The organism is Planctomycetota bacterium (assembly GCA_035574235.1).
Lineage (GTDB): Bacteria > Planctomycetota > MHYJ01 > MHYJ01 > JACPRB01 > DATLZA01.
The window spans coordinates 17,969-41,319 of the sequence record DATLZA010000024.1 but is presented as its reverse complement, the minus strand read 5'-3'; the positions used below and the strand labels follow the sequence as shown (position 1 = coordinate 41,319).

The 23,351-nt window shown below is 68.8% G+C and carries 23 protein-coding genes; 14 read left to right on the top strand and 9 right to left on the bottom strand.

Annotated features, from left to right (window positions below):
- Window positions 1-10: 10 nt before the first annotated feature.
- The gene (locus VNO22_02110; GenBank protein HXG60144.1) at window positions 11-178 is read left to right on the top strand and encodes a hydantoinase B/oxoprolinase family protein; all 168 of its coding nucleotides are present in this window, start codon (window positions 11-13) and stop codon (window positions 176-178) included.
- 35 nt (window positions 179-213) lie between these two features.
- Window positions 214-987, top strand: coding sequence for a hypothetical protein (locus tag VNO22_02105; GenBank protein ID HXG60143.1), 774 nt, complete (start codon window positions 214-216; stop codon window positions 985-987).
- Window positions 988-1,033: 46 nt separating this feature from the next.
- Here VNO22_02105 and VNO22_02100 read toward each other — a convergent pair whose 3' ends face one another.
- From VNO22_02100 to VNO22_02090, 3 genes are read right to left on the bottom strand one after another with little or no spacing between them, the layout of a single operon-like run.
- Window positions 1,034-2,572 (bottom strand): hypothetical protein, encoded by a 1,539-nt coding sequence (locus VNO22_02100; GenBank protein ID HXG60142.1) that lies wholly within the window; start codon window positions 2,570-2,572, stop codon window positions 1,034-1,036.
- 56 nt (window positions 2,573-2,628) lie between these two features.
- The gene (locus tag VNO22_02095; protein ID HXG60141.1) at window positions 2,629-4,788 is read right to left on the bottom strand and encodes a sigma 54-interacting transcriptional regulator; all 2,160 of its coding nucleotides are present in this window, start codon (window positions 4,786-4,788) and stop codon (window positions 2,629-2,631) included.
- Between the two features lie 28 nt (window positions 4,789-4,816).
- The gene (locus VNO22_02090) at window positions 4,817-5,332 is read right to left on the bottom strand and encodes a hypothetical protein (protein ID HXG60140.1); all 516 of its coding nucleotides are present in this window, start codon (window positions 5,330-5,332) and stop codon (window positions 4,817-4,819) included.
- Window positions 5,333-5,449: 117 nt separating this feature from the next.
- Between VNO22_02090 and VNO22_02085 the strand changes: the two genes are divergently transcribed.
- Window positions 5,450-6,289, top strand: coding sequence for a hypothetical protein (locus tag VNO22_02085; GenBank protein HXG60139.1), 840 nt, complete (start codon window positions 5,450-5,452; stop codon window positions 6,287-6,289).
- Here the strand turns inward: VNO22_02085 and VNO22_02080 are convergent.
- Complete coding sequence (locus VNO22_02080; protein ID HXG60138.1) at window positions 6,225-7,352, bottom strand: cyclic nucleotide-binding domain-containing protein; 1,128 nt, start codon at window positions 7,350-7,352, stop codon at window positions 6,225-6,227. The two genes, VNO22_02085 and VNO22_02080, sit on opposite strands and share 65 nt — an antisense overlap.
- A gap of 53 nt (window positions 7,353-7,405) precedes the next feature.
- Window positions 7,406-9,553, bottom strand: a complete 2,148-nt coding sequence (locus VNO22_02075; protein HXG60137.1) for a S41 family peptidase — start codon at window positions 9,551-9,553, stop codon at window positions 7,406-7,408.
- Between the two features lie 94 nt (window positions 9,554-9,647).
- Here VNO22_02075 and rfbB point away from each other — a divergent pair, with 94 nt between their 5' ends.
- From rfbB to VNO22_02055, 4 genes are all read left to right on the top strand, one after another.
- On the top strand, window positions 9,648-10,655 hold the full coding sequence (rfbB, locus tag VNO22_02070) for a dTDP-glucose 4,6-dehydratase (GenBank protein ID HXG60136.1): 1,008 nt from the start codon (window positions 9,648-9,650) through the stop codon (window positions 10,653-10,655).
- Between the two features lie 28 nt (window positions 10,656-10,683).
- Window positions 10,684-11,823: a PilT/PilU family type 4a pilus ATPase gene (locus VNO22_02065; protein HXG60135.1), complete on the top strand. Its 1,140-nt coding sequence runs from the start codon at window positions 10,684-10,686 to the stop codon at window positions 11,821-11,823.
- Between the two features lie 39 nt (window positions 11,824-11,862).
- The gene (locus VNO22_02060) at window positions 11,863-12,435 is read left to right on the top strand and encodes a peroxiredoxin family protein (GenBank protein HXG60134.1); all 573 of its coding nucleotides are present in this window, start codon (window positions 11,863-11,865) and stop codon (window positions 12,433-12,435) included.
- Window positions 12,436-12,522: 87 nt separating this feature from the next.
- Window positions 12,523-14,472, top strand: coding sequence for a polysaccharide biosynthesis tyrosine autokinase (locus tag VNO22_02055; protein ID HXG60133.1), 1,950 nt, complete (start codon window positions 12,523-12,525; stop codon window positions 14,470-14,472).
- Here VNO22_02055 and dtd read toward each other — a convergent pair.
- From dtd to VNO22_02040, 3 genes are read right to left on the bottom strand one after another with little or no spacing between them, the layout of a single operon-like run.
- Entirely contained in the window at window positions 14,445-14,918 is a 474-nt protein-coding gene (gene dtd, locus VNO22_02050; GenBank protein ID HXG60132.1) for a D-aminoacyl-tRNA deacylase, read from the bottom strand. The genes VNO22_02055 and dtd overlap by 28 nt on opposite strands.
- 21 nt (window positions 14,919-14,939) lie before the next feature.
- On the bottom strand, window positions 14,940-15,119 hold the full coding sequence (gene rpmH, locus VNO22_02045) for a 50S ribosomal protein L34 (protein HXG60131.1): 180 nt from the start codon (window positions 15,117-15,119) through the stop codon (window positions 14,940-14,942).
- A gap of 56 nt (window positions 15,120-15,175) precedes the next feature.
- Complete coding sequence (locus VNO22_02040) at window positions 15,176-16,249, bottom strand: serine/threonine-protein kinase (GenBank protein ID HXG60130.1); 1,074 nt, start codon at window positions 16,247-16,249, stop codon at window positions 15,176-15,178.
- A gap of 70 nt (window positions 16,250-16,319) precedes the next feature.
- On the opposite strand from VNO22_02040, the gene VNO22_02035 reads away from it, so the two are divergent.
- From VNO22_02035 to VNO22_02005, 7 genes are all read left to right on the top strand, one after another.
- Complete coding sequence (locus VNO22_02035) at window positions 16,320-17,174, top strand: sugar phosphate isomerase/epimerase family protein (protein HXG60129.1); 855 nt, start codon at window positions 16,320-16,322, stop codon at window positions 17,172-17,174.
- Window positions 17,175-17,211: 37 nt separating this feature from the next.
- Complete coding sequence (gene thiL / locus VNO22_02030) at window positions 17,212-18,126, top strand: thiamine-phosphate kinase (GenBank protein HXG60128.1); 915 nt, start codon at window positions 17,212-17,214, stop codon at window positions 18,124-18,126.
- On the top strand, window positions 18,123-18,584 hold the full coding sequence (gene tsaE, locus VNO22_02025) for a tRNA (adenosine(37)-N6)-threonylcarbamoyltransferase complex ATPase subunit type 1 TsaE (GenBank protein HXG60127.1): 462 nt from the start codon (window positions 18,123-18,125) through the stop codon (window positions 18,582-18,584). Before thiL ends, tsaE begins: the two co-directional genes overlap by 4 nt.
- Window positions 18,585-18,595: 11 nt before the next feature.
- The gene (locus VNO22_02020) at window positions 18,596-19,204 is read left to right on the top strand and encodes a sigma-70 family RNA polymerase sigma factor (GenBank protein HXG60126.1); all 609 of its coding nucleotides are present in this window, start codon (window positions 18,596-18,598) and stop codon (window positions 19,202-19,204) included.
- Window positions 19,201-20,883, top strand: a complete 1,683-nt coding sequence (locus VNO22_02015) for a hypothetical protein (protein HXG60125.1) — start codon at window positions 19,201-19,203, stop codon at window positions 20,881-20,883. Before VNO22_02020 ends, VNO22_02015 begins: the two co-directional genes overlap by 4 nt.
- Before the next feature lie 237 nt (window positions 20,884-21,120).
- On the top strand, window positions 21,121-21,642 hold the full coding sequence (locus VNO22_02010) for a redoxin domain-containing protein (GenBank protein HXG60124.1): 522 nt from the start codon (window positions 21,121-21,123) through the stop codon (window positions 21,640-21,642).
- A 153-nt stretch (window positions 21,643-21,795) separates the two neighbouring features.
- Window positions 21,796-22,524, top strand: a complete 729-nt coding sequence (locus VNO22_02005; protein ID HXG60123.1) for a PAS domain-containing protein — start codon at window positions 21,796-21,798, stop codon at window positions 22,522-22,524.
- On the opposite strand, the gene VNO22_02000 is transcribed toward VNO22_02005, so the two are convergent.
- On the bottom strand, window positions 22,525-23,349 hold the full coding sequence (locus tag VNO22_02000; protein ID HXG60122.1) for an alpha/beta hydrolase: 825 nt from the start codon (window positions 23,347-23,349) through the stop codon (window positions 22,525-22,527).
- Window positions 23,350-23,351 lie beyond the last annotated feature (2 nt).

Genomic DNA, 23,351 nt, shown 5'->3' with positions numbered 1-23,351 from the left:
GCCGGCGGAGGTGTCGATCCTTTCGGACCGGCGGCGGACGCGGCCGTGGGGGGAGCCGCCGGGGCGGCCGGGGCGGAATGAGCTCAACGGCCGTCCGTTGCCGGGGAAGGTTCAGTTCCGGGTGCGGCCGGGAGACCGGGTGCGGATCGAGACGCCGGGGGGCGGAGGACTGCGCTGACCGCGGGGCCGAACCGGGCCGTATAATTACCCGGGATGCGCGCGGCGATCGCTCTCGTTCTGGCGGCGCTCGTTCAGGAGGACCGGCCCGCTCTCTTCTTCGAGCGCGTGAAGTTCGACTCCGTGGAGGCGCGGAGCGAGGAGGCGCGGCGGGTCGTCGAGATCCTGACGCGGCGGGAGCATTGGCTGGCCGGCTTCCGCGTGGTGGAGGAGAAGCTCGGGCCTTTCCCGGAGGGGGTTTCCATCCGCGTGAGTTTCGACTGGGAGGGTCCGGAGTTCGCCCGCGCGGGGCTCGAGGGGCCCGGTCGAGGCCGGGTGCGCTTCAACCTGGCGCGGCTCGAGGAGTACGAGAAGCGGACCGACGAGCTGCGCCGTCTGAGGGAGGATCTCCGGCGGCAGGGCAAGGAGGGGGTCTTCCGGGTTCCTCCGGCGCGGCTGGACCGCATGATCCATCACGAGCTCGTGCACATTTTTCAGAGGAATCTGTCGGCCCCCGAGTGGTTCACCGAGGGAATGGCGCAGTGGGCGGCGGACGATCCGAACTGTCTTCACGCCTTCGCGGCGGCGGGCAAGGAGGTGGGGTCGATCGAAGCGGCGCCGGAGGATCCCATGGACGGTTATGCGCGGGGGCATCTCTTCTGGCTGTGGCTGGGCGACCGGGGCGCGGCCCGGCCGGTGGCGGCGGCCTCCGTGCTCCGCGGCGTCCCCTGGCGCAAGGCGATCGAGGAGGCGACCGGGCTGCCCTGGCTGACGGTCGTGGTCGCCGAGTCGGAGTGGAGCGCCCGCGAGATCGCCCGCTACCGGCGGTAGCGCCGCCGGACTCACGTTCCGGCCTCTCTCGGGGAGACGGGGAGGTCTATCTCCGGATGTGGACGAAGTCGCCGCCCGTTTCGTCCGCGATCTGTTTGAGGAAAGCGGGGTCGGGATTCTCGCCCGGCGGGGCGCCCGGAACGGCGTCGCCCACGCAGATCGTGTGGATCGTCACCTTGCGCAGGCGATTGACCTTGCGCAGCTCGGAGAGGATCCCGTCGGGCGTGAGGATGCGGCCGAAGGTCGGGGCGCCGTCGGTCATCAGAAAGAACGTGTCCGGGCCGGAGATGACGGTGGCGTAGTTGACCCGGCGGTCGATCTGGAGGAGGTCGGGGCGCTGGGGGTTCTCGATCGTCTGAAAGGCCAGTTCCAGGGCGTCCCAGATGTTGGTGCCGCCCGAAGGGACGAGCTTTTCGGCGTGCCGGAGGCACTCCAGTTTATTGACCCACGTGGCCGGAACGAGTTCCTGGCGCCACGGGTCGGGCCGGCCCTCGTACCAGACGACGTTGAAGTGGACGCGCGGGCTGAGGACGTAGATCGTGTTGAAGAACTCCTTGCGCAGGGCGTCCCATCGGGTGGCCACGGCGACGGCGTCCACGCGCTTCTTGAGGCGCGTGGCCTCCTCCCGCGCGGCGGTTTCCTGCGGGGGTTCCTTGGGGCCGCCCATCGCGTCCGGCGGCAGCTTGAAAACCCGCTGGGAGGGCTCGCTGCCGGGGGCGAGCATGGAGCCGCTGCGGTCGAGGATGAAGACGATGCGCGTCGACCGCGTCTTGAGCCCGTAGAATTCCGTGGCTTCGGCGACGGTGGAGCCGGCGGGGGCCTCCTGTCCGGCCTTCTTGGCGGCCCACGCCGCCTTCCAGGCGTTCGGATCGTCGTTTTCGATCTCGAGGCCGGTGATCTTGCGGAGGGTCCGGACGTACTGGTCCTTGAGGCGGCCCTCGTCCGCCCGGCAGCGGCCCAGTCCCTCGAGGAGGGGCTCGACGGCGCTCTCGGGAGCGATCTTCTCCAGCCCCTGGAGGGCCAGGAGCTTCACTTCCCAGGTGCGGTTTTCTCCCAGGACGCGCAGGAAGAGGGGGACGGACTCGTCGGCCGCGCGCTGGGCCAGGACGTCCAGGGCGGCCACCTGGATCTGAGGGACCTTGTCGTCGGCCAGCTCCGTGAGGTCCTTGAGGGCGCCGCGCTCGGCCAGGCCCCAGATGACGGCCAGGCGCAGGCGGAGCGACTCCTGCCGGCTGCGGGCCACGCGGGTCATTTCGGCCACGACGTCCTTGTGAGAAATTCTTTGGAGGGCGCGGATGGCCGCCTCCACGACTTCGCCGGCGACTTTTTCCTCGGTCTTGCCCTGGAGTCCCTCGCGGGCGAATTCCTGGCGCAGGAGGTTCGTCAGGAGCTGCCAGCAGACGCGGTCGTATTTTTCGGCGGTGGCGTTGCCGAGTTCGGAGGCGGCGCGCGCCCGTTCGACGGGATCCTTGCTGGCGGAGTACTTCTGGTAGGCCGCGAGGGCTTCGGCCCAGCGGCGGGCGTCCTGGCCGGCGGCCAGGGGGAGGAGTCCCAGCAGGGCGAGCGTTCGGACCATCGTCGGCACCCCGGTATTGGAGGTTCACTGATAATACGGAGGAAAGGCGGATTTCCCTTCAAGAATTAGACGCCGCCCGTGGGGCCCAGGCCGTAGGCTTCGATCTTGGCGTCGAGGGTGGGGCGCGAGATTCCGAGGAGCCTGGCCGCCTCGGCCTTCTTCCAGCCGCACTCCTGGAGCGTTCGGGCGATGACTTTGCGTTCGACTTCCTCGACGGCCTCGCGGACGGCGTCCTTGAGGCGGCCGGGGGAAGGGAGGCGGGCGGCGGGCCGGAAAAGCTCCTGGGAACGGATTTCCTCCTTGAGGGCGTCCACGGTGATGACGTCTTCGGACAGGGCGACGGCGCGGCGGATCTCGTTTTCGAGTTCCCGGACGTTGCCCGGCCAGGAATAGGCGCGCAGGTACCAGAAGGCCACCTCGTCGACGCGCTTGCGGGGCTGGCCGGTTTCCCGGGCGATCTTCTCGAGGAAGTGCTCGACGAGCAGGGGGATGTCCTCGCGCCGGTCGCGCAGCGGGGGGAGCGTGATCTTGACGACGTTGAGGCGGTAGTAGAGATCTTCGCGGAAGCGGCCGGCGCGGATGAGGTCGGCGAGATCCTTGTTGGAGGCGCTGATGAGGCGGACGTCCACCTTGAGGACGTCCTTTCCGCCCACGCGGCGGATCTCGCCTTCCTGGAGCGCGCGCAGGAGTTTTTTCTGCATGTCCAGGGACATGTCGCCGATCTCGTCGAGGAAAAGCGTGCCCCGGTGGGCCAGCTCGAAGAGTCCCGGCTTGGAGGCGACGGCTCCCGTGAAGGCGCCTTTCTCGTGGCCGAACAGCTCGCTTTCGAGGAGGGTGTCGGGGATGGCCGAGCAGTTTTCGCTGACGAACCGGCCCGCGCGGGCGCGCGGCGAATTGAAGTGGATGGCCCGGGCGACGAGCTCCTTGCCCGTGCCGCTTTCGCCGTGGATGAGGACGGGCTCGTCGGTGTCGATGACTTTGTCGAGGAGCGCGAAGACTTCCTTGAGGGCGCGGGACTGGCCCACGATCGTGCTGAAATCGTGGCGGAGGGGCACGTCGCGCCGGGAGGAGAGGAGGTCCTGCTTGACCTTCGAGAGCTCGACGTACTGCTTTTCGACCTTTTCCTTGAGGAGGGCGTTCAGGCGCGCGATTTCCTCGCCCTGGCGGCGCAGCTCCTCCTGGCGGCGCAGGTTTTCCTCGAAGAGCCGGGCGTTCTCGATGGCGATGGCGGCCTGGTCGGCGAAGCCCTGCAGGAGCGGCAGCTCGCTTTCCCGGAAGAGGCCCGTCTCGAACCGGTTATCGATGTAAACGCACCCGAGGACCGAGTCGCGGATCCGCAGGGGCACGCACAGCAGCGACCGGAGCTGAAGCTCGGTGACGCTGCCGGCGGCGGGCAGGCCCGGATCGCTGAGGGCGTCAGCCGACAGGAGCGGCCGTCCGGTGCGCAGGACCTCCTCGGCGACGGAGTGGCTGACCTTGAATTCGGGCTTGCGGATGGATTCGCGGTCGAAGTTGCGGGCGACCTTGATGACCAGGCTGTCCTGTTCCCGGAGGATGAGAAAGCCCCGCTCGGCCCCCGTCAGCTCGATCACGGAATCCATGATGAGCTCGAGAAGCTTCTTCAGGTTGTGTTCCGAGTTGAGGAGCTTGTTGATCTCGAGCATCCGGTAGAGGTTCTCGCGCTCGAGGAGCAGAGCCTCGTAGAGGGGCTCCCCGGCGTGTTCCTGGTAGAGCTGCTCGAGCGTCTCGCGGGCGGCGTCGAGGGCCTCGGTTCCTCCGCGGGCGGCGAGGTCGGCCAGGACGGCGCGGAGCTGGTCGAGCGCAAGCTCGGGTGCGGCCGTCCGGGGCGCGGCGGGGACGCGCTTCTGGAGGATCCGGCGCCCGCGGCGGCGGACCACGCGGAAGCGCGGGGGGCGGGAGGGTTCGCCCGCGGCGGATCCGTGCTCGAAGAGGATCGAGACGTCTCCCACGTAGATGCGGTCCCGATCCTCCAGGAGGTGGACGTTCACCTTGCGGCCGTTGACCTCGGTGCCCGCCTGGGTTTCGAGGTCGATCAGCTTGTAGCGTCCGTCGGGCTGGGGTTCGATGACGCAGTGCTCGGGTTCAACGGCGGGGTCGTCGACGACGACGGAGTTGTCCTCGGCGCGTCCGATGCGGACGACGCCGGCTTCGAACTCGAAGACCTGCTCCTGGCCGTCGGGGCCGGTGACGATGAGGCGCGGCATGCTCTCCCACCCCCCGGGCGCCGGGGCGCTACTCGATCAGGCGGCGGTCGTGGAGGAGCTTGAGGCACACGGTGCAGAGGGGAACGCGGCCGGGCTCCTCGCAGCGGACCTCCAGGATCGCGGGGGCGCCGGATTCGTGGTCGTAGTACTCTTCGCCGTCGAAGCGGCTGCAGATCCAGCAGGACAGCTCCTCCGCCGGCAGGTCCGCCGCCTCGAGGCCGGACACGGCCGCGCCCTCCGGCGAGTCTTCGACGCGCACCGACCGATTGGAGCGGACGGTTTCGTCGTCGCGCAGGGGGTGAGCGCCGTAGACGGCGTCGGCGAACCGCCGGATCGCCTCGAGATCGAGCGCCCAGGGGGAGTCCACGACGACGTGCAGGTAGACGCGTCCGGTCAGGGGGCAGGTGCCTCCCCGGACGTGCAGGGACGTGGAAGGCCCTCCTCCGTTGCGGTGGAGGAAGCGCTCGTAGGAGGCGTGGATCGAGCGGCGCATCTCGGTCGCCCCCTCGGGAGGGACTCCGAAGACCTCGAGGGAGATGCGCATGAACGCATTCTAGTCCCGCGTCGAACGGCGTGTCAATAGCGCGCCCCGGAGTTCGATTTTCGCGCGGAGGCGGCGCGGACGGCGTCTATAATTTCAAGGGGCGGAGAGGAGGGTTGAATGGGTCAGACGACCGCCCGCCGGCTCTTCGAGGATCCCGTCCGTTTCGCCTGCCTGTGCGCGTCCGCGGCGCTGGTCTTTCTTCCGGAAGTGCCCTTCGGGCTGACGCTTTTGGCGGTGGCCGCGGCGCAGCTTTCGGCGCTCTGGATTGCGGTGGGAGGCCGGGCGCCGGGCTGGTCGTGGCGGCGGGGGCGGGCGGTCCAGCCGGTCGTCTGGACGTCTTCGCTGGTGGCCGATTACGCGGGGCTGGGGGCTTCGATCCTCGTGGGGGCGCTCCTTCTGGCGCGTCATTTCGGAGGCGAGCACGTGACGCCGCCGTTGGGGCTTCTGGCGGCGGCGGTGGCGTTGCTTCCGGACGTACGGCCGTGCCGGAAGCTTCTGGACCGCGACGCCGCGGCCGCGGGCCGGCGCCTGCGGGAGGGGCCCTTCTTCCGCGATCCGGCGGCCTGGGCGGCGATTCTGGGGGCGTGGGCGGTGGCGGCTTTGGACGAAGCGTCGCTCCGGTTCGTTCTGGCGTCGCTGGGCCTTCTTCAGTTCAACGCGGTGCTCGTCTTCGTGGACAAGTACCTGCCGGAGATCGAGGCGCGGACGGGGGCGGCCCTCTGGTTCGGCCGCCAGGGGCGGAGGCTGTGGCTGTGCCTGGCGCCGCTGGCGCTCGTGCCGGTGAGGCTGGCGGCGGGCGGCGCCGCGGGATTCTGGGGCGCCGGAGCGATCGCGGCGGCGGTGATCCTGCCCGACGCGGCGGCGTGGCTCGCGGAGAAGATTCGCGCCGCGATCAGGGAGTGGCGGGAAGTTCAGGCGCCGGAGGCGCCGGGGCTTGTTCCGCCGGCGGGGGCGTAGCGGGTTCGGCTTCGCGGCGGACGGTCGTCCGGCGGCATTCGTCCACGCGGCGGAGTCCTTCGAGAAGCAGCCCCACCGTGTCCATCTGGATCTGCCGTCGGGGGTTTTCCTTCCGCACGGGCTCGAACCGGAACTGGCCGCGGGCCCAGCTCAGGAACTCGTAGAACGCGTCCTCGCCCGTCTTCTGGCCGAGCTGCACCTCGTGGACCTGGCCGTCGTGCATGTAGAGGGTCAGGCTCTGGTCGGCGTTCTGAACGAGGAGGAGCCCGGTCTGGTTGTTGACGTTCATGGCCTGGATGAGTTCGGCGGGGGAGATGAGATCCAGGCGGCCCAGGATGCCTTTCTTGAGCTCTTCGACGACCCACCGGCCCGTGCGGGCCAGGCGCCCGGCGAGGATCCGGGCGAGCGTGATGGCGATCTCGGGGGCCACCGAGAGGAGCGTCTGAAAGTTGGGCTTGGAGATGACGAGGATCGTGGCGTCTCCGCGGGCGCGGACGGTGGCCGAGGCGGGTTCTCCCGTGATGAGGGACATTTCGCCGAAGCACTCTCCGGGGGGGAGGACCGCCAGGACGCTCTCGGCGCCTCCCTCGTCCGTCTGCACGACTTCGCATTCTCCCTCGAGGACCACGTAGAAGGCTTCGCCGGGAGCCCCGCGGGTGATGATGGCGCGTCCGGCCGGGACGCGCGTTCCCTTGATGAGCTTGACGATGCGGGCGAGCTTGGCGACGTGGACTCCCGCGAAGAGCTTCATCTTCCGGATGCTCTCGAGAATGAAGTGGGCGGCGGCGGGGGAGAGCGTGGTGTCCGTCTCGCGGGGGGCGGGCTCGAAATTCCACCACGCCTTGCCCTCGGCGCAGCCCCCGCAGAAGGTGCGGGCGTAGGGCGCAGCGGCCTGGCCGGCGGCGACCTTCTCGGCGGGCTTCTGGAGCGAGGCCACCGCCGTGGCGCAGACGGGGAGCCCCTCCAGGCCGCTGACCGTGGGCGGGGCGAACTCCAGCCGGGCGCCCCGCCGGTAGAGCGGGCAGCCCCGCTCCTCCTCGCAGACGGCGATGACGCGGCTCATGTCCCGCAAGAGTATAGCACGCGCGGGAGCCGCGCCGCGGGCCGCCTCGGTCCTCAGTACTGCCGGTCCGCCGACGGAGCGGCGGCCCGGCGGGCGAAGGTGACGTACTCCTCGATCTTCGCGGCGTCCACCTGGCCCAGGCGGCAGGCTTCGAGGATGCCCCGCTGCAGCACCACGTCCGTCTGGAAATCGAGGTAGAGGGGCTTCCCCTCGTGGTCCTGGACGCGCTTGCGGATCTGCTCCCGCACGAGCTCGCGGATCTCGTCCTTGGACGCCTTGGTCTTGAGGGACTCGTAGAACGCGTCGAACCTGGGATAGAGGGAGAGATCGGCCCCGTCGCTCTCGGCGATTTTCTTGAAGAGCGACCAGTCTTCGATCTCCTTGAGATATTTGTCCAATTCGTCGCCCGCGCGGAGCCGCTCGAACTCGGCGTCCTTCCAGAAATCGCGCTCCGGCGGGGCGGCCTTGATGTCCGGATGAACGCCGCTGTCCTGATGCTTGTCCGCCTCGACGCTGCGGCCGCTGGGGAGGTACCACTTGGCGATCGTGACCTTGACGGCGGCCTTCTCGTCGGCGGTCTTGAGGGGCTTGAGGTCCTGGACGCTTCCCTTGCCGAAGGTCTTTTCGCCGACGAGCACGGCGCGCTTGTGGTCCTGGAGCGCGCCGGCCAGGATTTCGCTGGCGGAGGCGCTGCCCTCGTCCACGAGGACCACCAGGGGCGCATCCGTGAGCTTGGGCCCTTCGGCGACGCGGCGGTCCACCTCTTCGGACCGGCTGCGGGTGGAGACGATGAGCTTTCCCTTGTCCAGGAAGTACGAGGCGATCCGCAGGGCGGTGCGCAGGTAGCCGCCGGTGTTGCCCCGAAGGTCGAAGACGATGGCCTTGGCGCCGGCCATGCCCTTCAGGGCCTTCTCGACGAGCTCCACGTCCTTTTCTCCGAAGGTGGCCATGCGGATGTAGCCGATGTCGCCCGGCAGCATGCGGTGGACGGTGCTTTCCAGGCGGATCTCCTCGCGCGTGATCGTGTACTCGCGCTCCTTGGTCCAGCCGCGGCGCATGACCTTGATGCGGACGGGCGTGCCGGGTTTGCCCCGGAGGCGCCGCACCAGATCCCCCAGCTCCTTGCCCACGGTGGGCTCGCCTTCCACTTCCACGATCGTGTCGTTGGAGCGCAGGCCGGCCTTGTAGGCGGGGCCGGAGAAGATGGGTTCTTCGATCGTCAGCCAGGCGCGGCCGGCCTTGTCCTTGCGCATCGACACGCGGGCGCCGATGCCGCCGTAAAGCATCTCGAGCGCTTCCTTCTTGAGCTCCTCGATGGCCTGGGGATCCATGTACATCGTGTAGGGATCCAGGCTCGCGCAGGCGCCGCGGACGGCCGCCTCGATGAGCTTCTCGGCGTCGACCTTGGACTCGTTGTAGTAGTTGGCCTTGAGGACGTCGATGGCCTCCTCGAGAAGGCGGAAGTCGTACTTGGGAGCGCCGGCGGCCTGGCGGGCGCGGAGGCGCTCGAGATCGTCGGCCAGCTCTTTCTGCCGGAGGTAGGCGCGGGCGATGCGGCCCCGGTCCCCGGGCTCCTGGGCCAGCTCGGCCAGGGTCGCGCGGGCGTCCTCGAACCGGTTCATCTCCGCCAGCGCGAGGGCCGCCTCCTCCTTGACGGCGCGCTGCTCAGGGGGGGCGCCGTTGTGGAGGGCGCGCAGCTCGCGGACGGGCCGGATGCTGCCGGTCAGGTTCCAGACGGCGCGCCAGAGGGCCACGCGGGCGAGGGGATCTTCGGCCTGGGCGGCTTCGCGCTCGAACCGGGAGGCCACCGCCCGGCGTTCCTGCGCCGAAAGGTCCTTGTCCGCCGAAACGAGCGCCGCCGCCACGTCCGCCGCCGCGCGGCGCACGTCGGCGGACTTTCCGGCCATCAGGCGCGAGAGGGCGTCGAGGGCTTCCTCCTTGTGCTGGCGGACGTAGAGCACCTTGGCGGCCGCCAGGCGGACGTACCCGTCCGAACGGGTCAGTCCCTTGCGGACGGCGTCCACCGCCTCCCGGCCCAGCTCTTCGAGCTCCCGGACGGCGGGCCAGAGATCGACGCCGCGGGACGCCTCGATGCGGTCGAAGATCTTCTCCACCTGTCCGGAAAGATCCTGCGCCGGAACGAGGACGGCGCCCGACAGCAGCGCGGCGAAGGCGAGGGCGAACGCGGGAGCACGACGCATGGGGGAGGCTCCTAAATTCCTTTGTGTGCGATCTCCAGCACTATAATATAGACACGCGGCGGTGGGAAGCCGTTGGACCCATTTCCCTCCGGATATGCGCCTTCTCGTCACCGGCGGCTGCGGCTTCATCGGGTCGAACTTCATTCGCCTGGCGCTCTCCGAGCGGCCGGACGTCCGGGTGGTGAACCTGGACGCCCTGACCTACGCAGGGAACCCCGAGAATCTCCAGGGCCTGGACGGCCATCCCCGCTACCGGTTCGTCCACGGCTCGATCGTGGACGGGGACGTCGTGGACCGTCTGGCGGCGGAGGGCGTGGACGCGGTGGTGAACTTCGCCGCCGAGTCGCACGTGGACCGGAGCCTGTACGGGCCGGTGGAGTTCGTGCGGACGAACCTTCAGGGGACCGCCACGCTCCTGGAGGCGGCCCGGCGTCACGGCGTGCGGCGCTTCGTCCAGATCTCCACGGACGAGGTGTACGGATCGCTGCCGGCGGAGGGGCGCTTCACGGAGGAGACGCCGCTTCACCCGAACAATCCCTACGCTGCCACGAAGGCCGCGGCGGATCTCATGGTGGGAGCCTACGCGCACACGTTCGGGCTGCAGACCGTGATTACCCGCAGCTCCAACAACTACGGGCCCCGGCAGCATCCCGAGAAGCTCATTCCGCTCTGCGTCTCCAACGCGCTCGAGGATCGCGAGCTTCCCGTGTACGGCGACGGTCTTCAGGTGCGGGACTGGCTCCATGTGGAGGACCATTGCCGGGGGGTTCTGGCCGCGCTCGAACGCGGGCGGCCCGGCGAGGTCTACAATTTCGGGGGCGGCAACGAGCGGCCGAACCTGGAGGTCGTCCGGGCGATCCTGCGGCTGCTGGGCAAGCCGGAATCGCTCATCCGGTTCGTCAAGGACCGCCCGGGCCACGACCGGCGGTACGCGATCGACTTCTCCAAGGCGCGGCGGGACCTGGGATGGTCGCCGCGGGTGCCTTTCGAGGAGGGGCTGGCCGCGACGGTGGCGTGGTACCGGGACAATCCCGGCTGGGTGGCCCGGGCGCGCGGGGGCGAGTACCGGCGCTACTACGAGAAGCACTACGGCGCCCGCTGAAATTCTCCGAATTTCCCGGGAGGAAGGCATGACGGACGCGACTCCTTCGGGCGGCGGCGCGACCGCCGAGTTTTCGCGCGAGATCGAGCGCTTGATGGCCGCCGCGGCGCGCCACAAGGCCAGCGACCTCCATCTCAAGGCCGGTCAGAAGCCGCTCGTGCGGGTCAACACCGTCCTTCACGAGATGGGGGCGCGCGTCCTGTCCGGCGAGGAGATCCGCCGGCTGGCCTGGGAGATCATGACGGACATCCAGCGCGACCGCTTCGAGACCGAGCACGACCTCGATTTCGCCTACTCGGTGCCCGGCGTGGGGCGCTTCCGGATCAACGTCTTCTATGAGCGCGGGGCGGTGTCCGTCTCCATGCGCCGGGTGAACACCCAGATTCCGACCTTCGACGAGCTGAACCTCCCGCCCGAGACGCGCAAGGTGTGCGAGTTCCAGCAGGGGCTCGTCATCGTGGCCGGGCCCACGGGGTCCGGGAAATCCACGACCCTGGCGTGCGTGCTCGACCACATCAACGCCACCCAGCGGCTCAATATTCTCACGCTCGAGGACCCGATCGAATATCTCTTCCAGGACAAGAAGTCGTTCGTCCGGCAGCGGGAGATCGGCATCGACGTCCCCGACTTCCATCAGGGCCTCAAGTACGCCGTTCGGCAGGATCCCGACGTGATTCTCATCGGGGAGATGCGGGACTACGTGTCGTTCGACGCGGCGCTGATGGCGGCGGAGACGGGGCATCTCGTCTTCTCGACGATTCACGCCTCGAGCGCGCCGCAGTGCATCGGGCGGCTGCTCGATCTTTTCCCGACGGAGCGCCAGCCGCTCATCCGGCAATCCCTGGCCTTCAATCTCCGGGCGATTCTCTGCCAGAGACTGCTCCCCGCGGCGAAGGAGGGGGTGCGCGTGGTGCCCGCCGTGGAGATCCTGTTCAACAACGCGACCGCCCAGAAGCTCATCGCCACGGGCGAAGACAAGAAGCTGGCGGACCTCATCCGGGCCTCCCGCGAGGAGGGGATGCAGGACCTCAACATGTCGCTCGTGGATCTCATCAACGCGGGGCTGGTCTCCAAGAAGGTGGCGCTCCAGTACTCGCCGAATCCCGAACAGCTCAAGATGAACCTCCAGGGGATTTACCTGGGAGACGAGCGTAAGATATTGGGGTGAGGAGGCGCGATCCGGGGTTCCGTTCGGAGAGCCGACGTCATGAATAAAGCCGGCCGGATGGGGACGCTCCTGGGGACCCTGATCCTTCTTGCCGGGGCCGTTCAGGATTCGAGCCGCGGCGCGGGCGGGACGCCCGTGCGCGTAGGCCAGGAGGTTCCGGATTTTGAATTGACGGACGCCGCCGGCAAGGACTGGAAGTTGAGCGAGCTTCTGGCCGGCGGGACGAAGGGTCCGGTCGTTCTTTTCTTCTACTGCACGACGTGCGGGCCGTGCCGCCTGGAAGAGGCGGACATGGAAAAGTTTTACCGGGCGTTCCGGAGCAAGGCGCAGATCCGGGCGGTGGTCGGCAGCCGGGGGGAGACCGCCGCGCAGGCCACGCAGTTCAATCTGAAAAAGGGGCTCAGCTTTCCGTGCGTCGCCGACAAGACGGGCCGGGCCGCCGGGAGCTTCAACGCCCGGACGACGCTGACCCTCATTATCGACAAAGACCGCGTCCTGCGGTACCGAGGACCTCTCGTTCAGGACGGCCAGGCCTTCGCGCGCCGGGCCCTGGAGGCCGTTCTGGCGGGGCAAGAAGTGGCCGAGAAGGAGGTGGAGGACAAGACCTCCTGACTGTTCCAGCGTTAGCCGCCCCCGGGAGGGGCGCCGGAGGTTCCTTCAAGGCCGGGCGCCGTCCTGCCGATCTAGCAGGATAGGACTATGGCGCGCGCCTTTCTTTCGATGCTCGGCCGCCGCAAGGCGGCGTTTCTGGGAGCCCTGGCGGTTTTCCTGGCCGCCGCCGGCGTCGCGGCCGCCCTCCGGGGCCCGCGCCTTCACGAAGCCGAAGCGATTCTGACGCTGCGCGAGGAACGCCGCCTCGTGCGCGCTTCCGAGCTGGCCGCCGCGCTCGAAGGCGAGCCGCCGGCCTTCGATGCGGCGGACCTGCGGCGTCTGGGCGAACGTCTGACCGCCTCCATGAAACAGGGGGTTTCCCTTCGAATCGAGCCGGCGGGCGAGCGGCGATACCGGATCCGCGCCGCGGCGCCGTCGGCGGAAAGCGCGCTTCAGGCGGTTCAGGCGCTGAGCCGGATGGCGCGTGAGGAGGCCCGGGCCAGGGCCGCCGAGGCGCTGGACCGCGCGAAGGAGGCCGTCGAGCGCCGGCGCCGGGAGGTGCGCGGGCGGATCGAGACCGCCGAAGACGCTCAGGCGGTCGAGGAAGGTCCCGCCCGCGAGCGGGCGCGGCGCCGCCAGATCCTCGAAGCCTCCCTGGCCGAAATCGAGCGCGAGATCGAAGGGATCCGCTCGCGCCAGGACAAACTCCTTCTGCGCGCTCAGGAACTGGAGGCGGCCGAGCACCGCCTGCGGGAGGCTCTGCCGACGGGGCCGGAGGAAGACGGCCTGACCTCCCCCGTGCTGGAGCGCCTGCGGTCGGAGATCGATTCCATTCACGCTCAGATCGCGCTCAAGCGCCTGTCCCGTTCTCCCGACAGCCCCGAATACCGGCAGCTCGCCGCGCGCCTGGCGGAGCTGGAGGAGGAGAAGCGCGCGGAGCTGTACCGCGTCCGGGCGCGCACGATCGTCGCCCTGAGACAGGAGGCGTCCGACCTCGACCTGGCTCTGCGCCGTCTGGACGAGCGGAGGCTTCGCCGGATGCTGGAGCTGCGCGACCTGGAGGACGAGGAGCGGCGCGCGGAGCCCCGGCGGGCGGAGCTTGAGCATTTGAGGGCCCGCCTGACCGCGGCCGAAGATCTGGTCCGGCGGATCGAAACCGCGCGCGCCGCACGCGAGGGCGTTCAGGTCTCCGTGGAGCACGAGACGGCGGAGACCCGGGGGCGCGGCGGCGCGGCCGGAATTCTCCTCTGGGCGATCCCGGCGTCGCTTGCGGGGGCGGTGGGCGTGGGGTTCCTGGCGGACCGGTTCGATCGTCGCGTGCGCACGGACGCGGACGTCAAGCGGTATCTCAACCTGCCGGGTCTGGCCCAGATTCCGCCGGCCGGGCAGCCGCTCGTTCTCGGACTGCACCCGAAGGATCCGCTTTCGGAGATCTACAGCGCCGCCGCCGCGGTTCTGCGGGGGTATCTGGCGGAGCGGGAGTTCCGCACCGTGGGGGTCACGAGCGCCCGACCCGGGGAGGGCAAGACCACGGTCGCCGCCAACCTGGCCGTGGCGCTGGCGCGCAAGGGGCTTTCGGTCGCGCTCGTCGATGCGGACCTGCGCTCGCCGCGGCTGCATGAGATCTTCGGGATCGACAACAGCCAGGGGCTTTCGACCTACCTGCTGGGCGCGGACGAGCCGAATTTCTTCATGGCCGCCACCGACGTGGCGACGCTTTTTCTTCTTCCGTCGGGACCGACGGAGGACCTGCCCGGGGAACTTCTGGAGTCCTCCCGCATGGTCGATCTTCTGCGGGCCCTGCGGGAACGCTACGACGTCGTTCTCTGCGACGGGCCTCCGGTGCGGGGGGCGGGGGAGGCGGTGACGCTGGCGCGGCTGGTGGACACGAACGTGTGGGTCGTGCGGTCCGGCCTTTCGGACCGCCGCGCGCTCGGATGGACGCGCCATCTGCTCAGGAACGTGCGGGCGGACGTGGCGGGGGTGGCGCTGACGTTCGCCCGCGTCGGGGAAGGGGAGCGTTACTCCGTCTATCCCGCGTCTCCGGCGCGGGTCTGATCGGGCGGCACCCGGACGAGGAAGGTCGCCGGACCCTCGTTTTTCAGGCTCACGATCATCGAGGCGCCGAAGGTTCCGGTCCGCACCGGACGGCCGGTGTCGGCGGCGAGACGTTCGCAGAAGCGCCGGTAGAGGCGCTCCGATTCGGGCGGAGGCAGGGCGCGGTCGAAGCCGGGACGTTTTCCGCGCGAGAGATCCGCGCACAGGGTGAACTGGGATACGACGAGATAGTCTCCGCCGATGTCCTCGTTGGAAAGGTTCATTTTTCCGGCGGGGTCTTCGAAGAGGCGAAGTCCGGCGATCTTGCGGGCCAGGGCATCGGCCTGCGGGTCGCCGTCGCCGCGTTCGACGCCCAGGAAGATCAGGAGCCCTCTTCCGATCGCGCCGACGACGGCCCCCTCGACGGTGACGGACGCTTCGAGGACGCGCTGGAGGAGGGCGATCATGGCGGCCCGCCGGGAGGCCGCCTACCCGTGCACGCAGCCGCGGTGACGCCGGACGTTGGGTTCGTCGCTGACGGTGAGCTTCCAGCAGCCGCGACGGCGGCGGGCGGCCAGGACCTTGCGCCCGCCCTTGGTCTTCATGCGGGCGCGGAAACCATGCTTGTTCTTACGGCGCCGGTTGCGGCTCTTCCAGATGTATCCCATGGATTTTCCCGTCGTTCAGGGCGTCTCACCCTACCCGGGCGCCTCCGCGGTGTCAACTATTTCTTCGGAGGAGCCTTCGGATCGACCACGGTCGGCGCCTCCGCCAGCGCCCGGTCGGCTTCGGAGGCCTGGGAAACCGGCAGGATGCCGTGATCCTGGCGCTCCAAAGGGGCCACGTAGAGGTGGGGAAAGAGCTGGCGCATGTATTTTTCGAGCGTGACGATCGTGGGGCCGTAGCCCTTGTGGTACATGAAGTACTCGATGTCGTAGCCCATCTTTCCGGCATCCTGGTAGCGCCGCGTGAGGTTGCGCTCGAGCGCCTTGAGCATGATTTTCTCGAGGGGCTCAGGGATCTCGGGGTTGAGATCGCGCGGGCGGGGGATCTCCCGCACGACGACGTTTTCGAGGATCTGGGTCGTGTCGTCCGTGGCGCCGCCGAAGATGGACCGGCCGGTCAGCAGTTCGAACATCACGACGCCCAGGGAGAAGATGTCGCTGCGGGCGTCGGTGGGCATGTACTGAGCCTGTTCGGGAGACATGTACTGGGCCTTGCCCATGAGGACCTGGCCTTCCTGGTCCTTCATGAGGTTGCGGGCCTTGGCGATGCCGAAGTCGGTGATTTTGACCTCGCCTTCGGACGAGATCATGAGGTTTTTGGGCGAGATGTCGCGATGGACGACCCCGAGCGGCGTGCCGTGCTTATCCCGCTTGGAGTGGGCGTATTCGAGACCCCGGCAGACGCGCGAGACGATGAACGCCCCCAGATCGACGGGCACGCGGCGGCGGAGCTCGTGGTGGCGCTGCATGAACTCCTGGAGGTTCACCCCGTGGACGTACTCCATCGCGATGTAGTACGTGTTGCCGATCTTGCCCAGCTTGTAGATCTGCACGATGTTCTGGTGGACCAGATCGGCCACGAGCTTGGCTTCGCCGATGAAAAGGTCCACGAAGTCGCGGTCGCCGGAGTAGCGCTCCCGGATCGTCTTGATCGTGACGGTCTTTTCAAACCCTTCGGAGCCGTAGAGCACGGCCTCGTAAATCGAGCCCATGCCCCCTTCGGCGATCTTGCGGACGAAGCGGAACTGGTAGGTGTCCTTGAACTCGTGGGGGTGCGGAAGCTCTTTCCCCATGGAACCGGGGAATGATGACACACCCTGCGGGGCTTGTCAAGGCGGGGCGTCGCGGCTTATCATAGGCCGGATGAAGCTCGCCTTCAGTTCCAACGCCTTCCGCGGCTATTCCATCGAGGAAACCATCGGGATCCTGGCGGATCTCGGATACGAAGGGCTGGAACTCATGGCCGACCGGCCGCATGCCTGGCCCGAGGACCTGACGCCCGCCCGCCTGGACTCCATCCGCCGGGCGCTCGAGAAGCACCGCCTGAAGGTTTCCAACGTCAACGCCTTCATGATGTGCGCGTACAAGGACCCGAAGACGGGCCGCTCGGGGACGTTTCACTGGCCGAGCTGGATCGACCGCGATCCGGACGTGCGGGAGGCGCGGATCCGGCACACGGCGGCCTGCGTGGACGTGGCGGCGGCCGTCGGCGCCCGGACGATCTCGACCGAGCCCGGGGGGCCCCTGGAGGGGCGTTCGCGGGAAGAGGGCTATCGTCTCTTCTCGGAGGGGCTTCGGAGGGCCGCCGAGCGGGCGGTCGAGAAGGGCGTCACCGTCTGCGTGGAGCCCGAGCCGACGCTTCTGATCGAGCGGGGCCGCGAATACGAGGAGTTCGCGGACCGGTACGTGGACTATCCCGGGGTGGGCCTCAATTTCGACATCGGGCACTTCTACTGCGTGGGGGAGGATCCCGCGGAGCTCATCCGGGGCGTGGGCCGGAGGGCGCTTCACTTTCATCTCGAGGACATCGCCGCCGACCGCGTGCATTTCCATCTTCCGCCCGGCCGGGGGGCGCTCGACTATCGGGCCATCTTCGAGTCGCTCCGGGCGATCGGATATTCGGGCTGGGTGACGATCGAGCTTTATCCCTTCCAGGAAAACCCGATCGAGGTGGCGCGCCAGGCCGCCGCGTACATCCGCCCGTACCTTGCGGGATGACCCGGGCGGCGCTCGGGTCCGTCGGGAGGCCGCGGCGGTGAGCGAGCTGGAGCTTCTGCGCTGGATCCGGGCGCGCCTGCCGCGGCGCAACGGCCGCATCGTCGTGGACTCCGGAGACGACGCGGCGGTGCTCCGACTCGGGCGGGGACTTGCCGTCTTCAAGATCGACAGCGTCCTCGAAGGCGTTCACTTCGACCGTCGGACCGCGCGTCCGGAAGACATCGGCCACAAGGCGATGGCGCGTCCGCTGAGCGACGTGGCGGCCATGGGGGCGGTGCCGGCGTTCGCGCTGGCGGCGATGATGATTCCGCGAGAGATGGAGGAATCGGAGGTGCGGCGGGTGATCCTGGGGATGGAGCGGACGGCGCGACGGTTCGGGGTGGCGATCGTGGGAGGCGACGTGGCCTCGCACGCCGGGGGACTGGCCCTGAGCGTGGCGCTTCTGGGCGAGGTGCGGGGCGGGCCGCCGCTGCGGCGCTCGGGGGCCCGCCCGGGGGATGCGCTCGCCGTGACCGGGGCGCTCGGCGGGTCGCTTCTGGGCAAGCACCTGCGGTTCGTGCCGCGCGTGCGGGAGGCGCAGGAGATCCGGCGGCGCTTCCGCGTGCGGGCGATGATCGATCTTTCGGACGGGCTGCTTCGCGATCTGGGGCATCTGTGCGAGGCCGGCGGGGTCGGCGCCGCGCTCGAGGAGGCCCGGATTCCGATTTCGGCGGCCGCCCGGACGATGGCTCGGCGCGACGGTCGATCGCCGCTGGATCACGCGCTGGCGGACGGGGAGGATTACGAGCTTCTCTTCGCCCTGCCGGCGGAGGAAGGGCCGGCCCTCGAGCGGGCGCGTCTGGGCCGGGTGATCGGCCGGGTGGAGCGCCGGCCGGGCCTGCGTCTGGCGCGGCGGGACGGCCGGGAGGAGGTCCTGGAGGCGCGCGGCTGGGAGCACCGGTTCGGGTCATGATCGAACGGGAGACGCATTCGCCCGAGGAGACCGAGGAGCTGGGCCGCCGTCTGGGAGCGGCGTCCGGGCCGGGCGTCCGGATGGCGCTGGTGGGCGAACTGGGGGCGGGGAAGACTCGTTTCGTCAAAGGAGTGGCGCGGGGGCTGGGGGTGTCCGGCGAAGGCGGGGTGACGAGTCCCACCTTCGTTCTCCTGAACCTTTATGCGGCCCGGGTGCCGCTGGCCCATTTCGATCTTTACCGGCTGGAGGCGCCCGATCTGGCGGCCCTGGGCTTTTACGACGTGAGGGACGATGCCGTCGTCGTCCTGGAATGGGGGGACAAGGTGGACGAGGGCCTCCTGGGGGATCACCTGCGGGTGAGTTTCGAGGTGACGGGTCCCTCGTCGCGCCGCCTGCGGTTCGAGCCCCGGGGCCCGCGAAGCGCGGAGGTCCTGCGCGCGGCGAACCTTTCGGCCTGAGCGCCGTTTGTATGGAAGGTGACGGAGCCAAACTGAGCGACGCGGAGCTGGTGGCCGCCTTTCAGAAGGGAAAGCTGGCGGCCTTCCAGGCGCTCGTCGACCGTCATCAGCGCTCTCTGATAAATTTTTTCTATCACTTGACCTGGGACCGGCAGGCGGCGGAGGACTGCGCGCAGGAGGTCTTTCTGCGGCTGTACGCGCATCTGGACCGCTACGAGCCGCAGGCCAAGTTCACGACGTTTCTTTTCCGCGTGGCGCGGAATCTCTGGATCGACCGGATGCGGTCCGAGGCGGCGCACGGAGGCCGGCCGGTGTCGCTCGAAGCGGTGACGGCGCGCGACGGGGAGGGGGCGTCTCTCGCGGCGCGGCTTCCGGCGGAAGGTCCCACGCCGGTGGACGTGCTGTCCCGGAGGGAGGCGCAGGAGGCGCTTCGGCGGGCGCTGGATCGGCTGCCCGAGGAGCAGAAGGCGGTGGTGATCCTGAGCGAGCTTCAGGGAATGAAGTATCAGGAGATCGCGCAGATTCTCGATATTCCGGTGGGAACGGTGAAATCCCGGATGCACGCGGCGATGGAGCGGCTGAAGACTCTTCTGGCGGACGAGGCGGAGAAGCCGGCATGAAGTGCGACAAGTCCGCCGAGATCACCGCCTTTCTCAAAGGAGAGGTGCCGGAGGCCGATCGGGAAACGCTCCGGGCGCACTTCGAGGGGTGTTCCCTGTGCGGAAGGGAGCTCGAGAAGTTCGACCGGGTGCTGAAGGCCCTGGGGAAGCTGGAAACCGTCGAGCCCTCGCCCGGCTTTCGGTGGAGAGTTCGCGAGGCGTTCCTGCGGGCTCACCCGGAGTTTCTGGAAGCGCCGCGGAGGCCCGTTCCCCTGGGCTTCTGGGCGTCGCTGCGGCAGACGCTTTCCTACGTGCCGGCGTGGGCCATCTCGGTGGCGGCGCATGTGATCCTGATCGCGGTGGCGACGCTTTTGCTTTTCACGCCGCGGAGTCCGCGGGAGATCGAGGAGGAAGAGGCGCTCTACGCGCATCCGTACCGGTCGGAGCGCGACGCGCCCTCTTTTCAGGAAGGGCCGCCGAGGGGGCGGACGTCCGAGCGGTTCGCCCACATTCCCTCCCGGGATCCGGAAGAGGGAGAGTATACGCCTCCCTCGGGCGGCGAGCCGGTCGTTCGCCCGAAACCGCTTCCCCGCGCCAACCTCGAGAAGATCCTTCCGACGAGCGCCCTCTGGCGCCAGAGGCTGCCCAAGGACCGCCGGCTCCTGGCTTTTTTCGACGGCCGCTGCACGGAGTCCCAGCGCCGGGTGCTCCGGGAGGCCTACGGGGGCTCCGGGACGGAGGGAGCGATTCGGGCGGCGCTCGACTGGCTGGCGCGCCAGCAGGAGCCCGACGGCAGGTGGAGCGGGCCGACGCTGCGGGCCGATCCGGGGGGGGAGTATTCGTACTCGGTCGGACTGACGGGGCTGGCGCTTCTGGCGTTCCTGGGCGAGGGGCATACGACGCGCGCCGGAGACTACACGCGCGTGGTCCAGAAGGGACTGGATTTCCTCCTGGCCGAGCAGCGCGCGTCCGGCCTGATCGGTCCGGATGCGGGCAATTACATGTACAACCATGCCGTGGCGGCTCTGGCGGTGCTGGAAGCGGCGCTCATGACCCGCGACGAGGCGCTTCAGAGCGCGGCGACCATGGCGGTGTCGTTCACCCTGTCGGCCCAGAACGGGGAGGGCGGCTGGGGATATTCGGCGCGTTCGCCCAACAACGACACGTCGGTGGGAGGATGGCAGATCCTGCTTCTGCGCCTGGCGCTTCTCGGGGGCAACCAGGGGGTGATTCCGGCGCTTCTTCAGGCGCACGGGCAGGTGGCGCGGATGACGGACGCCGAGGGCCGCGTGGGGTATCGGAGCCGCCTGAACTTTCCGAACGGGTATCACGGAACGACGGCGGTGGGGATGCTTTCGCACCTCCTGTCCACGCACACGCCGGATCTGGAGCTTCTGGGACGGCAGGCGCAGGTGATCCTGGAGCGCCCGGCGATCCTGGGGACCGAGCCGGGGCGGTACATGCTCAACGACCTCTACTTCGGCTTTTTCGGATCGCTGGCGATGCATCAGCTCGGCGGGGACTCGTGGACCCGGTGGTGGAGTCCGCTGCGGGATCGGCTCCTGCGGAGCCAGGCGGCGGACGGCTCCTGGCCGGCAGCCTTCGATCGCTGGTGCGCCTTCGGCGGGCCGGTTTACACGACCGCGATGGGGGCGCTCATTCTCTCCACCCCCGTGCGGTATCCGCGGCTGTTCGAGTAAGGTTGCTCCGCCCGCCGATTCCCCGCCGCTCCGGGTTGATCTTCCGCGTATATAATATCGATCCTCAGGAAGGAGCAGGGACGTCGATGCAGCTTCGGATTCTTCCGTACAGCTGATTCCGGAAGTCGGGCGGGCGAGCCTGGAAGGCTGAAATTCCGACCCCCGCGGTGGGGGTCTTTTTGTTTTTTAAGGCCGCGCAGGCGGCGTGAGGAAGCAGACTTTGCAGGAGGGTTCGGTATGAAGCCGGCATTGGGCGTGGCTGCACTTCTGGCGCTTCTGGCGCCCCAGGGACTGGACGTCGGGGCCGCGGCTCCGGCGGTCGAGCTCAAGTCGCTCGACGGGAAGTCGTGCAATCTGGCGGAGCTGGCCAAGGAGAAGGTCGTCGTGATCGTTTCCTGGTCGGTGGACTGTCCGTCCGGCAAGCCCTGCATTCCGCGCGCCACGGAGGTCGCCAAGAAGTTCGCCGACAATCCCAAGGTGGCCTTCATCGCGGTGAGTTCGTACGGGGACAGTCCGGACAAGCTCCAGGCGTACGCCAAGGAGAACGGGATCGCCTACCCGATCGTTCATGACGGAGACAAGAAGATCGGCAAGGCTCTCGGGGCCAAGAAGGTGAACTCCGCGTACGTCTTCGCCGGGGGCAAGCTGTTCTGGAGGGGCGGGATCACCCGGAACGGAAAGGATCCGCTCGTCGAGGCGATCGAGGCCGCTCTCGGCGGGAAGCCGGCTCCGGAAGGGAACCGCAACTTCGCCGGCTGAGGGAACCCCGGCGTGTAAGGGCCCGTCGGGCTCGAACGGAATCCGAAAGGCCGCCCGTCAGGGCGGCTTTTCTTTTGGGATCGCACGCCGCGGGGCCGGTCCCACGCGAAACGGTTCTTTGCGTATAAGACATGTGCGAGGACGGTTGTGCGCGTGAAGAACCGAAAAGGGGCCGAGGCGTTTCTGGCGCTCGACCGGACGGGACAGATCCTGTGGGCGAACGCCGCCGCGCATCGCCTGGCCGGGGTTGTTCCCGGCGCGCTGATCGGGCGCAACTATCTGGAGTTTTGCCCTCCGCCGACGCACGCGGATCTTCTTCGGCTTCATGCGCGGAAACTCAAGGGGGAAACGGTGAAGTTTCTCCTGCCCCTGGAAGGCCGGACGGTGGAGGTAACGAGCGGCCCGGTGAAGATCGGAAGAAGGACCTATCTCTTCGTCGTCGCCCGCCGGAGGGCGGGTGGGGCGGGGGCGGACGCCGCCGTGCTGGGCCGGGCGGTGGTGGCGCAGGCGCTCGGAGGCCGGGAGGGACCGCTCGACCTCTCCCAGGCGCTGCTGGCGGCGCTGCGGGAAGAAGCGAGGCTCCTGCGGGGCAAGGTCCGGTTGCGTTTCCCGGATGAAGTGCCGGCGGTGCGGGGCCGGGCGGACGCCGTTCGCATGATCCTTCGATGTCTTCTTCTGGCGTTTGCTCGCCGGGCGGGCGGGGTATGCGTTCGGCTGGGGAAAGGGAAGGGGAACGTGTGGGTGGAATTCTCCGGGCCTCCGGGAGGACGCCGGGTGGAGTGCCGGGAACTCTCGGCGTGCCGGCCGCTCCTGGCTTCGCGGGAGGCGCGCGTCCGTCGCCTCCCGGGCGGAGGGATCCGGCTTTCGCTCCCGAGCGCCTAGTCAGCGTTCCAGCATTTCCAGAAACGCCGACAGGCGCGCCCGATACTCCCGGCGGCGGACGATCCAGAGATCGTTGTGCCCGGCGCCGTCGAACCACGCGTGTTCCTTGGGCTCCGCCGCCGCGGCGTAAAGCTCCTCCCCCATTCGAAAGGGGATGATCTCGTCGGAGCGGCTGTGGATGAAGAGCTTCGGACAGGCGATGCGGGCGACTTTGGAGCGGTTGTCGAACCGCGTCCGCATGAACCACCGGGCGGGAAAAAGCGGCATGACGCGGGACGCCATGTCGCGGGCGCTCGTGAAGGCGGACTGGAGGATGAGCCCCGCGGCGGGGACCTGCGCGGCCAGATCGCACGCCGGTCCGCCGCCGAGCGATTTTCCGAAGATCACGATGCGTTCGGGAGGCCGGCGCGTTCGAAGCCATTCGTAAGCCGCCCGCGCGTCCCGGTAGAGCCCCTCTTCGGAGGGCGTTCCCTCGCTGCGGCCGTAGCCGCGATAGTCCAACGCGAAGACGTCCGCCGGCAGCGACCGAAGGTCGGCTAGGAGATCCCGGCGGTCCTCGAGGTTGCCGGCGTTGCCGTGGAACCAGAGGATCGCGAAGCGCGCCTCCGGGTGCGTCACGAACCAGCCGTGGAGCCGCACGCCGTCGGAGGCCGCGAGGAAGATGTCCTCGCCGGGCGAGGGACCGACGTCGCCCCGGCGGGGGAAATAGATGAACGACTCTTCGAAGATCATGACGAAGCCGGCTCCGAGAACCAGGACGAGCCCCGCGGCCAGACCCGCGGACCGGAGGACACGGACGGCCGCGGGAGGTCTCGCTTTTTCCATCT